Origin of the sequence: Maritalea porphyrae (assembly GCF_030159895.1) — a bacterium.
Taxonomy (GTDB): Bacteria; Pseudomonadota; Alphaproteobacteria; order Rhizobiales; family Devosiaceae; genus Maritalea; species Maritalea porphyrae.
Genome location: NZ_BSNI01000002.1, coordinates 783,107 through 795,275 on the forward strand (window position 1 = coordinate 783,107; position 12,169 = coordinate 795,275).

The 12,169-nt window shown below is 48.3% G+C and carries 8 protein-coding genes; 4 read left to right on the top strand and 4 right to left on the bottom strand.

Annotated elements, in window-relative coordinates; genetic code table 11:
• Positions 1 to 23: 23 nt before the first annotated feature.
• Positions 24 to 326: a helix-turn-helix domain-containing protein gene (locus tag QQL65_RS07265; RefSeq protein WP_284363178.1), complete on the bottom strand. Its 303-nt coding sequence runs from the start codon at positions 324 to 326 to the stop codon at positions 24 to 26.
• 771 nt (positions 327 to 1,097) lie between these two features.
• Between QQL65_RS07265 and QQL65_RS07270 the strand changes: the two genes are divergently transcribed.
• Both QQL65_RS07270 and QQL65_RS07275 read left to right on the top strand, forming a co-directional pair.
• Positions 1,098 to 4,325: a DUF4214 domain-containing protein gene (locus QQL65_RS07270; RefSeq protein ID WP_284363179.1), complete on the top strand. Its 3,228-nt coding sequence runs from the start codon at positions 1,098 to 1,100 to the stop codon at positions 4,323 to 4,325.
• Positions 4,326 to 5,651: 1,326 nt separating this feature from the next.
• Positions 5,652 to 5,855, top strand: a complete 204-nt coding sequence (locus QQL65_RS07275; protein WP_284363181.1) for a DUF6447 family protein — start codon at positions 5,652 to 5,654, stop codon at positions 5,853 to 5,855.
• 98 nt (positions 5,856 to 5,953) lie between these two features.
• Here QQL65_RS07275 and QQL65_RS07280 read toward each other — a convergent pair whose 3' ends face one another.
• Together QQL65_RS07280 and QQL65_RS07285 are read right to left on the bottom strand one after the other, a co-directional pair.
• Complete coding sequence (locus QQL65_RS07280) at positions 5,954 to 7,264, bottom strand: HlyD family type I secretion periplasmic adaptor subunit (RefSeq protein WP_284363183.1); 1,311 nt, start codon at positions 7,262 to 7,264, stop codon at positions 5,954 to 5,956.
• A 15-nt stretch (positions 7,265 to 7,279) separates the two neighbouring features.
• A complete protein-coding gene (locus tag QQL65_RS07285; RefSeq protein ID WP_284363185.1) occupies positions 7,280 to 9,013 on the bottom strand; it encodes a type I secretion system permease/ATPase in 1,734 nt (577 codons plus the stop codon).
• 298 nt (positions 9,014 to 9,311) lie between these two features.
• Here QQL65_RS07285 and QQL65_RS07290 point away from each other — a divergent pair, with 298 nt between their 5' ends.
• On the top strand, positions 9,312 to 10,475 hold the full coding sequence (locus tag QQL65_RS07290; protein WP_284363187.1) for a glycosyltransferase family 4 protein: 1,164 nt from the start codon (positions 9,312 to 9,314) through the stop codon (positions 10,473 to 10,475).
• Entirely contained in the window at positions 10,444 to 11,598 is a 1,155-nt protein-coding gene (locus tag QQL65_RS07295) for a glycosyltransferase (protein ID WP_284363189.1), read from the top strand. Before QQL65_RS07290 ends, QQL65_RS07295 begins: the two co-directional genes overlap by 32 nt.
• Positions 11,599 to 11,675: 77 nt before the next feature.
• On the opposite strand, the gene QQL65_RS07300 is transcribed toward QQL65_RS07295, so the two are convergent.
• Positions 11,676 to 12,113, bottom strand: a complete 438-nt coding sequence (locus QQL65_RS07300; protein ID WP_284363191.1) for a c-type cytochrome — start codon at positions 12,111 to 12,113, stop codon at positions 11,676 to 11,678.
• Positions 12,114 to 12,169: the final 56 nt, after the last annotated feature.

A 12,169-nucleotide genomic window follows, 5' to 3' on the forward strand; every position in this document is an offset into this window, starting at 1 on the left:
GCCCTGCGGTTATATTGGATCGCTTAAGAGGCAATATCGCCGAACAAAATCTCGTAGGTTTCCGGGTCGTAAAAGGACATTAGCTTCTTCACGAAGTCTTTAGGGTCCACGCCCAACACTTCAGCCCAGTCGCGATAACGGTTCTGCGGGATACGACCGCGCCCGTTCTCCAACTGGGAGATAAAGGTGTAATACTCTAGGTTGAGTTGGCTCGCCATCTCGCGCTGCGAAATCCCCTTCGCCTCACGCATCTCTTTGAACCAAGCTCCTGCTTGTTGTCGTAGCAAGTTTGTTTCCTTTACTTGCGTTGCTTTGTTTGTGAGCATTATCTCGATCCTAAAGTAAGGTTAAGTCGCGCGAACACGCGTAAATCTAACAGTGAAATTCACTATATCGGATGTGTTGTAAAAACGTCAACAACAAAACTGCACGATTCGCTTATATCAAGCACCGATCCGCATTTTCCCCCTCACTTTAACACGCTGAAACTGTTGCGAAAAAACAACGCCTGACGGGTGTATGAAATTTGCTGTACTTTTTTCCTTGAACCGTACAGTAAAACCGAGTATCACTTTTGCTGTACATTGGCGTTGGCTTGCGCAATGCGGCCTGCGTGCATGGAACAAGGTGTTTTTAGTTTCGGGCGGCGGTCTCACAAAGCCCGTTGCGTATTGAATTTGGCCAGCGCCGCTCGGTGTGGGTCGTGACTTTAAGACAAGACTTTAAGGGGAGGTCGTATCATGCTTTGCGCATCATCAGCACACATCGATAACGTTACTTCACTTTCGATTCTTGCGGTCAATAAAAGCCAAGATGAAAGCTTATCAATATTTGGTTTGGCTGAAGGTGTGCTGAAATTTTTGGCGGACCAGACCGTTAGCCTCACTAACAATCTGGGGTTGAATCTCTCATTCAGCAAACCAGCAGATACTCTGCAAACCGTTGCAAAATCAACGGCTTGCACAGCGTCTGTGCGGCTCAGCCACAACGTTGAAAATACAACCTCCAAACCATCATGCATGCAAGTGATGCCTTTGCTGGCCTGAAAAGGGCGGCAATAGGCGCGCCTGCGCGCGTGGATGACTTCGGTGGATTAGGTGGCCAGCGCTTTTTGGCAACGCGTCACCAATGCTGAGCAAAATGAAACAAAAGACCATTGGGAAGGGATTTATCTAATGGGCATTAAAGAAGATATCACCAAGATCTACGTTGGTTACTACGACCGCGCTCCAGATCCAGACGGCTTGAACTACTGGATTGGCCGTGCCAATGCTGGCATGACTTTGGCCGAAATCGCAAACTCATTTGCGGTACAAACAGAATCAACAACCAAATATCCTTATTTGGCTAACCCACTTGTGGCTTCTGCTGATTCATTCATCGATTCAGTTTACATGAACCTGTTTAATCGCGCGCCAGATACAGCGGGTAAAGCATATTGGTTGGCTGAACTTGCTGGCGGCAAGCCAGTTGGTCAAATGATCATCGATATCATGTCAGGCGCTAAAGACGATGCCAACGGCAACGATCTTACAACTCTGAACAACAAAGTGACCGCTGGTGTAGATTGGGCAACTGATCTTGCTAACGTTTCTGGCCTTGATTACGAAAACAACGCTGCTGCAAAAGCAAACGCTGCTGCCGTGCTTGATGGCGTAACAGACGATGCCGCAACTGTAACAGCTGCCGCTGCTGCAACTGACGCATTTGTGGCTGGTGGTGCTGCTCCGTCGCAGTCGTTCACCTTGACAACGGCAATTGATACTTTCACCGGTGGTGCAGGTGCAGACACCTTCAACGCTGATGACACTGGTACAGATGTTGCCTCAACAGCCGACACACTTAACGGTGGCGACGGTGTTGACACTTTGAACATTTTTTCAGACGGATCAGCATCAGCACTTCCAGCTTTGACTAGTGTTGAAAAGCTCAATGTCTACGATCAAGATGCAGACTTTGACGTTTCCGCTTCTGCGCAAGCTAGCTTGACGGAAGTGAATTTGCTTCGCGGCGATGGCGACATGAAGCTAACAGTTGGTAAGAATGTTGCGACTGTTGGCCTTACAGATATTGCCCTTAAAGATGCTGGCGGCAACAATGGTATCACCATTGCTGCTCACGCCGATGCAACTGCGATCACAGTTGGATTGAACAATGTCTCAGTAGACAATACTGGTGACGATGATGTGGTCGTAACTGGCGCAAAGCTGGAGACCGTGACATTCAAAGCTTCCGGTACAAAATCTACCACAGAGGATTTGAATGCGGCAGGTGCCAAAACCGTTGCAATTGACGCCGCTGTGGATTTGACTGCAGGTGCTGTAGTTACTTCCGGTGCGGACGCCACATTGAACATCACAGGTGCTGGCAAAGCCACAATCGGTCAATTGGACAATGATTTTGATACTGTTGACGCATCAGGCAATACAGGTGGTGTGGTTCTAACAGTTGCGGCAGACAACAAAGACGCAAAAATCACTCTTGGTGCTGGCAAAGACACTGTTACAACCGATGATGATGGTTTTGCTGCAGCTGACAAATTTGCTGTTGATGCGGGTGCAGGCGAAGATACACTTGTTGTTGCCGCTGACGCAGATGTTAGCACTGCAGACGAAGCAGGTCGTTACACTAACTTTGAAGTTATTCAGCGCGATACAAACTCAAACCTTGATATGTCAGTGTTTGGTGCGTCTACGACCATCACGAAAGCCTCTATCGGTGATGGTGGTTTGACCAAAATGCAAGCGGCCTTGGCTGGTGACATTACATTGACGGCAGACAACGCGGGTTCAACATTCTCGTTGAGCACTGCAACTGGCACATCGGACGTTTTGTCTGTTACTGCGGCTCACGCCACAGCAACTACATCTGCAGATTTGACGACAGCAACTATTGATGGTTTTGAAACCCTCAATTTCGTTGCAAATTCTGGTGATAAGGACCTTGCAACTGCAACGGACCTTACAGCTGTGTCGTTTACTTCTGCAGCAGACCTTAAAACTGTCAACCTAACGGGTTCAAAAGCAGTTGATCTGAATGCAAGTGCAAATGCTGTGAAAGTTACAGCGATTGATGCATCTGGTGTTACTGGCGGCGCGAAAATTGCGACTGGCGGTCAAACTGGAGCGTTGGTTGTTACCGGCTCAGCTGCTAAAGACGAGATCACAATCGGCACAGTTGGTGCAGGTGGAACAACCACTGTCAACGCTGGTGCCGCAGATGACAAAGTAATCGGAACCCAAGCAAACGTTGCAGCTGCAACAATTGATGGTGGTGCGGGTTCGGACACTGTTCAGATCACAGATGCAAACGCTACAACTGCAACACTTACAGTTGCAGACTCAACTTTCAACACAATCACAAATGTTGAAACAATTGAGTTCACCGGCGCCATCGCAGGTGATTTGACTTGGACACTTGGCGGCTTTGCTAACACTCTGGCGACCAATGTTGGTGGTACACTCGGCATCAAAGCACATGCTTTGGCAACGGGCGCTGCTGCTGATGACGTCAATATCGATGCTTCGGCCCTAACTGGTACCAATGCTGTCAGCGTTGACCTCAAGAACACTGATGCAACGGCTGGTGTAGCAAGCGACATCAATGTGACTGGTGCAGATGGTAACGACACCATCAAAGTAGAAGAAGTTACAGCAGCTTCTGCTAACCTTATCACTTTGAATGGCGGCAAAGGTGACGATACGATCACTGTTGTGTCATCAGCAACTCATGACGGTGCGATCGTGGTTAACGGTGGTGACGGAAACGACACAATTGACGTTTCTGGTGCAACTGGCGACGCTGCAGTAACTGCTAACCTTATCACTGGCGGTAAAGGCAACGATATCATCAAACTGGATACTGAGGGTGCAGCAACTGACTTTACTATTGTCACTGCGGCAACAGCAGCAGACAACGGTACAGACACGATAACCAACTTTACACTCGGTGCAGGTGGTGATGTGCTCGATATCGACGCGTTCCTAAATGCAACAGCAATGAACGGTAAATTGACAGTAAATCCTGGCGCTTCTTCAAGTGTTGAGAATGATGTTAACTTGTTGGTCGACATTGCAGGTGGTGAAGACATCACAACTGCAGCTGGTCTAACAGCCGCACTGGCCGTTGGTGGTGAATACGCCAACATCGACATGGCTAATAGTGCAAAAGCTGTGTTTGTTACTGCTGCAAGCAGCGATGCTGGAGTAACGCAAAACGTGTTCTTTGCGACGTCTGATGCTGGTGGCAATATCACAGCGACACTCGTTGGAACAATTGGTAGCTCTGACATTGATGATTTCGTTGCTGCAAACTTCAACATCTAATCCCATTTCCCCCGGGCTTTTTGCTCGGGGGAATTGATCCAAAGAATTTGTGTGTCGCCCTTCGGCACTCATGTTCTGATCTTGGTACTTCTTTGGTCCCGCCCTTCATACAATGAGGGGCGGGATTTTTGTTGGCTTTTTGGGGGGGCTAAGCGGATGGTTGTTCGTTGCGCTTTTATTTGATCCCGGCTCAAGGCCGGGAATGCCCCTTATGGGGTTTTGGGCGTTCGCCCTACTTGAGTTTGGTGAGCGGCAGACCATTTGAAATCCCCGCACTTGATGCGGGGTCGTTTGAGAATTTTCCATTTCCCAAGTCGACGCAAACAAAGCCATTCACCCCACACCCTCAATCCCTCCCCATCAAGGGGAGGGAGGCCTCTTTGTTGGGCGGCGGCGCTATCAAAAAAGGTCAGAGGCTTCTTCTCGTGGCATCCCGGGAAGGTGCTCGGTTTGCGCGGGTAGATCCGGGATCTACATCTAGGGTTATGACGAGCCTGTCCTCCAATTGGTCCCGGCTCAAGGCCGGGACGGTGCGAAAGGAAAGCAAACCTAACCGTACCACCCCGCACTTGATGCGGGGTCCCATTTCCCTCCCCTTGATGGGGAGGGATTAAGGGTGGGGTGCTGGTTGGTCGCAATCAGTGCCGCAAATGATCATATGTCCAGTCCGACACCGAGGGCAGGCGTAATTCATCGGGCAGCAAGTTGAAGCTGTTCTGGAAGTTTTTTCCCTCGCTTGCTCTGCATTTGTGTTGAGCAGCAATTGGCGGGGGTGCCGGGGAAGCGGTCGCAAGACCGCGACGGCGGCTCAAAAAAGCTTCCAATGATCGATCAACGGATCATGATGTAGCTAAGGGAATAAATGGGTGAGCAACCCGGGGCAAATGATCAACTTGCGTATAACCCATTACACGAGGCGTTGATTGTATCATATTCTTGTACAAACACATCGAGCCGATCTGCGCCTCGTGTCCCAGTTTCATATGTTGAACCGATATACTTTCGTTTATCGGGCCGTTCGCATGCAGTATTGATTATTGTCAATAAAGAGTTAACAAACACATCAAATATTGCAAATGTGTAAGTGTTTTTCCCAATATGATACACATTAAAACAACACTATGAGCAATTTGTCAGCGATAACTGATAGTCAATTTCGACACTTGCAATGGTATGAATATTACGCTACGAAGCTGTACAGTAACAAATATACCCACCGCATAATGTTGAACAATAATTCAGCTTGTCGGTAGGGGGTGTATAAGCCAACCAAGTTGGACTGATTGTCCAACAACGAATATTTTTTATGGAATTGAAGAGTTCACTATGACTGAGCAAATAAACACAATCACAATTGATGGCAAAGAGTTTAATCTCGCTGACTTGTCTGATCAGGCGAAGTCGCAATTGGGTAATCTTCAAGCGGCGGATGCTGAGATTTCAAGATTGAATGCCCAGCTCGCGATAGCTCAAACAGCGCGCAATGCTTATGCACAGGTGCTAAAGGGCGAAATTGAAACAACTAACTAGTTGGCTCAGTGGTTTAGCCAATCAAAAAAGCCCGATCAGACGATCGGGCTTTTTTGTTTTGTCAGGCAAAAGGTTTGGGCTTTGCTATTGCCAAACCGCTATTCCTCGCGCATTGATTTCGCAATAGCATCGGCCATTGGCGCAACCAGATAGTCAATTACTGAGCGTTCGCCCGTTGTGATGATCACATCCGCAGGCATACCCGCGCGCAATCGCCCCTGAACTTCCTCCGGCACCATATCCTCAATCACATCAATTTGTGCCAAGAAATATTCAGGCGTCCGGCCATCTTCTGGCACAATTACATCGCGCGACACGCTTTCAACTGTGCCCAGCACAATCGGCAAGAACCGGCTTTGGAAGGCAACAAAGCGCACCTCTGTCCGCAAACCTGGGTGCACATTGTCAATGTCAATTGGGGAAACCCGTGCATTGATAACGAGCTGATCGTTGATTGGCACAATTTCCATCATTTTTTCGCCCGGGCGCACCACGCCACCCGCAGTGTGGATCTTGATGTTTTGTACGCTGCCGCTTACAGGCGCACGGACATCCAAGCGATCCACAACTTCCTCTGCAACTTTGAGGTTTTCCCGCAGCTCTTGGATCTGAGCATTGACTTCCTTGAATTCTGCATTGGCGCGCTCTTTGAACTGCTGTTCTGTTTGAATGATTTGCAGTTTGGTTTCGCCTATGGATTTACCAACCTTTGCGAGCTCAGTTTCGATTTTGCCCACATTGGCCTTCACACTGACAAACTCTTCCTCGCGAGCAGATAAGACATTTTCAGGAACAATCTCTTTTGCCACGCCGTCGCGCAATCTTTCGAGCTGCTTGCTCAAGATTTCGACACGTTCAACAAAGGCTTCCTTTTGGATGTTTAAGCCATCTATTTCTCGATATAACTGGTCAATACGACCATTCAAAATCTCAACTTGCGAGTTCAAAATTGATGTTCGGTCGTTGAAGATGCTGATCTGGTCGTTCACCGAAGCCATAACCTCTTCTTCGTCCATTGCATCTTGGATAGAAGAGAAATCGATTTCCGGCTTCACATTGCGCTCTGCTTGTAACCGCGCTTCACTTGCCAATGCGATGCGCAAACGGTTCTGCAAAACGCCAAGCGTAGATTTTGCTTGTATGCCGTTTAACCGAACAAGAACCTGTCCTTCTTCGACCCGTTCAGCTTCTTTGACCAAAATCGCTTCGACAATGCCACCTTCAAGGTGCTGAATTGCTTTTCGGTTGCTTTCTACTGCAATGGTTCCGCTGGCAATAACGGCACTGTCAATTTTTGCAAACGATGCCCAGCTGCCCAGAACCCCAAAAGTCAAGAGGATTACGGCATAACCAATGATCACGAAAGCGCGCGGACTATTCCGCACCTTCTTTTTATCTTCAGTCTTCATTTGTGGCTGGTCCCGTTACTGCACGTTTACAACATTGTTGACGACGGGTGCAGCAGCTGCCTTCGCCGGATTTTTAGGTGCAACACTTTCTGCTGGTTTGAGGAGTTCGCGCGGTGTGGTTAGGGCGCGAACCGCTCCATCTTGCATCACCAATACCTTATCACAAACCGCCAGCAGGTTGGTTTTATGCGTAGCAACAATAACAGTAATACCGATTTCCTTCAGAGAGCGTATAGCATCGGTTAGTGCTGCTTCGCCGTCATTATCCAAGTTTGAATTTGGTTCATCCAAAATGACAATTTGCGGCAAACCAAACAGAGCGCGAGCCAAACCAACCCGTTGTCTTTGACCTCCAGAAAGCTGGTGTCCGTTGTCGCCGATTTGCGTTTCGTAGCCATCCTTTAGATGTAGGATCATTTCGTGTACGCCGGCCATCTTTGCAGCTCGCACGACGTCGTCACTATCAGCATCTCGAAAACGTGAAATGTTCTCCGCGATTGTTCCGGCAAAAAGTTTCACGTCCTGAGGCAAGTAGCCTAAGTGTTGACCCAACTGCTCTGCGTTCCACTGCGATAATTCTGCGCCATCTATACGAATTGTACCATTTGCTGCTGGCTGGACACCTACCAAGCTGCGCAGCAGTGTAGATTTTCCTGAACCGCTTGGTCCAACAACTGCGAGAGTTTGTCCCGCCGGAACTTGAAAATTTATGCCTTTCAAAAGCGGTGTCCGCGTGCCGGGAACAAGGGTGGTGAATTGTTCAACGCTTATTTCACCGACGGGTTTTGGCAATTCAGTACGCTCTAGATCCGCTGGCACACTGTCGAATAGCCGTTTCATGCGTTGGCTCGCCTGTCGTGCGGCAACGAACTGTTTCCATTGCGCAACAGACTGCTCGACTGGCGACAGCGCGCGACCCATCATTATCGACGCGGCGATCATTACCCCAGGGGAGACTTGTTGTTGTAGCGCCAAGTAAGCTCCCATTCCCAATATTGCAGATTGTAGAGCCATACGGATGAACTTGGAAAAAGCCATCACAGCACCAGCTTTGTCGCTAGCGCCAGCTTGTGCAGTCAGCATCGTTGCATGCCGATCTTGCCAGCGCTCGCCAAGTGGTTTTTCCATACCCATCGATTTGATTACTTCAGCATTCTGAAGTACGGCGCCAGCAAACTGGTTGGCGCTTTGAACGGCATTATTTGCTTCTTGAAGTTGTTTTTTAGTTGTGAAGTCATTCAGAAATGCCAGGACAAAGATGACAATCGCGCCACCTGCAGCGATTGCGCCAAGCCATGGGTGGAACAAATAGCATATGACTAAAAACAGTGGGACCCAAAGGGCATCAAAGAATGTAAGAATCCCTTGACCTGTCAAAAATTCTCGAACTTTGTCGATATCTGAAAGTATATATTCCGCACCCCCGTTGGGATTTGCTAGTCGCGCTTTAACGACGCGCGGAAATATTGTGTTGGTTAGCACATCGTCGAACTGCAATCCTGCACGCACAAGCATTCGCGATCGCACAAACTCCATGATCCCGTAAACCATCAACATTGCCAATGCTATCAGAGAGATCATGACAAGAGTTGTTTCGTTTCGGCTCGACAAGACGCGATCATAAATCTGCAGCATGTAAAGGGGGCCGACAAACAATAGACAGTTGATCGCAAAGCTGAAGATTAGCGTGCTTACGACGATCTTTCTGAATTTACCAAATGCTTGTTGAAGTGGTGAAATCTGTTTCATTTATGCCAAACCTAAAACAACCGACGCAAAATTTAAAGGCGTAAGACGCCCGATCAAACAATAAAAGTGTGCCGCTGTGTAACCCAAAAGTAATTGGTTTACAATGCGGCATACCGGTGGCACATGCACCACCTACCCACCATACAGCAAAATTAACAGCAGTGAAGGTATGTGCAGTGATTAAAACTGCAGTGAATACACGTGCAGTAAATTGCATATAGCAGATTTTTGTGCGATAACACGAGAGATATTTTGAGAATTGTGCGGGATTTCGTCCAGCGAAACCGCAGTTGTGTTGATGTTTTTTCATTGTGGGGTTCCGAATTTGCGAATTGGAGTTGATGCCAAAAATCTGTGTGGCTCACTTTCGGGCATTTCGCGCTATGTGTTGAACATGGTGCAAGCGTTAGCCTGCAATGGCGTGGAAATTATGCTGTTTGCGCCCCGGAATATGACGCTCGCAGAATTTGACCACCCGAATATCACGCTAAAAGCGGACAATTTTTCTGGACGATTGGGGGGGATGTTTTGGAGCCAGTTTGTGTTGCCGGAAAGAATTCGAGCAAGCGACATAGATCTCTTTTGGGGCCCGGCGCACCGTCTGCCACTGTTTCCGTTGGGTGTGCCGTGTGTTTTGACGATCCATGATTTGGTTTGGAAGCGTTATCCAGAAACAATGTCGGCATTGGGTCTGCAGGGTGAAAAGCTTTTGATGCCCCGGGCCATTGGCAAAGCTGATCGCATAGTTTGTATGTCCAAGTTCACTGCAGCTGATGTGGCGCTGGAGTTTCCTGATGCTTCTTCCCGATGCCAGACGATCTATCCTGGGCTAACACGACCAGTTGAGGCAACCCACGCAGCAACGCAGAAGTCAAAACAGCCATTCATGCTTTTTGTAGGAACTAATGAACCCAGGAAGAATCTTGAATCGTTATTGCGTGCTTATGCCGAACTAAGCCCTATGCAAAAGCAGAAGTGCCATCTTAGAATTATTGGCGCATCAGGTTGGAAACAGGGGCACCTGAAGGAGCTGGCCAATCAACTTGATATTTCTCGTTTTGTGCATTGGTCTGGTTTCGTCGATGATGCCGAGTTGGAGCAAAGTTACAAGGCTGCGAAATTCTTAGTACTTCCCTCGTTGTTTGAAGGGTTTGGCCTGCCAATTATTGAAGCGCAAAAATATGCGACGCCTGTACTGACATCCAATGTCTCCGCTATGCCCGAAGTTGCAGGTAGGGGCGCGCTTTTTGCCGATCCCCACGACTACCAAACCATACGAGCAGCAATGGCGCGTCTGATCGATGAGCCCCTATTGCGGGCTGATCTGGGCCGTAGGGCTCGAGAGAACTCCAACAGATTCGCTTGGCAGAATGCGGCCATTGAATTCGAGATGCTATGCAAAAATTTATTGATTGAAAAAGGCAAAAACGTTGAAAGTATTGCATTTTTACAAAACACATAAGCCAGATACGATTGGCGGTGTTGAGCAATTTGTGGATCAAGTGGCCAAGATCACCGCGCCCTTGGGCGTACAGACACGTGTGCTCGCAATGAGCCCTCACGCTGCAGACAGGCCGATACGTTTGGAAGGATACGAGCTTTTTCAGTCTCAATCGCTGGTGGATTATGCGTCTACGCCCATGTCGTTTAGAGCAATATCGGATTTTGCATATCATGCGGCCTGGGCGGACATCATTCACTTACATTATCCATATCCGTTTGCAGATCTAGCATATCTCTTGTCGCATTCAACGAAACCAACCCTTGTGACTTATCATTCAGATATTGTGCGTCAAAAAGCCATGGCTTTGCTTTATTCACCGCTCAAACGAATGTTCTTAAATAGGGTCGATCAGATTGTCGCAACATCGCAAAACTACATTGATACAAGTTCCACGTTGAAGCGATTTGCCCACAAAACAAGCGTCATCCCATTGGGTTTATCAGACAGGTTAGGCGCACCTATCGCGTCCAACCTGCGTGACGGTTGGCGGGAAAAACTGGGTAGCAGGTTCTTTTTGTTTTTAGGAGTTCTTAGATACTACAAGGGATTGCGTGATTTGGTGTTGGCAGCAAAGGATGCGCCTTTTCCGGTTGCGATTGCTGGCGACGGACCGGAACGCGCGGAATTGGAGCAGCTTGCGGCTTCGATAGGAGCAGACAATGTACACTTCCTTGGTCAAGTCAGTGGAGACGAAAAATGTGCGTTGCTCGAAAACTGCTCTGGGTTTGTATTTCCTTCAAATCTTAGGTCTGAGGCATTTGGGGTGTCGTTAATTGAGGCCGCGATGCATGAAAAACCCATGATCACCTGTGAGATCGGTACAGGAACATCATTTGTTAATCTGGGAAATGTGACGGGGTTGATCTGTCCGCATTCGGAACCATTGGCATTGCGGTCAGCAATGGACAGGTTATGGAATGATGAAGAAACCGCGGTGCAATTCGGCCAAAACGCACGGCGACGCTATTTAGATCATTTTACTGCTGAAAGAATGGTTCGCTCGTATTTCGGGGCCTATGAACAGTTGCTGCACGCATCTACCACTGCTCCGCTCTCTGTGCCAGAAGCATCAGTCGCATAGAACCGACGAAAAAAGGGGCATCAACTGATGCCCCTCATATACTTCGATTGTGCGCTGCTAGAGGCAGCGAATAGCTGTTATTCTGTGACCTGAATGCTCGCCAAATAGGCGATTACGTTTGCGCGGTCAGCATCTTTTTTAAGGCCAGCAAATGTCATCTTAGTTTTTGGAATATAGTCTTTTGGCTTTTTCAAGAACGCATCTAGCGCTTCAATATCCCAGATTTGGCCTTCGGCCTTTTTGTCGAGCAATGGCTGTGAGTATTTAAAGCCTTCAGCCGACCCAAGTTCAATTGCAAAGAAGTTGTTCAGCTGCGGACCGACAGAGTTCTTAGCCTTGTCACCAACCTTGTGACAGCCTTTGCATTTTTTGAAAACCTTCTCGCCCTTAGCCAGATCACCCGCAGCGATTGCCGCTTCAATTTCGGTTGCTGAGTCAAAATCTTGCGCGACGACAGCAGAGCCAAAGGTGGAAATGGCGAGCATCCCGCTCAATGCCAAAGTTGTAAGTTTCATGAGACGATCTCTCCAAATTGTTGAACCGAACTTGTGCGCACTTATAGGTCAACACA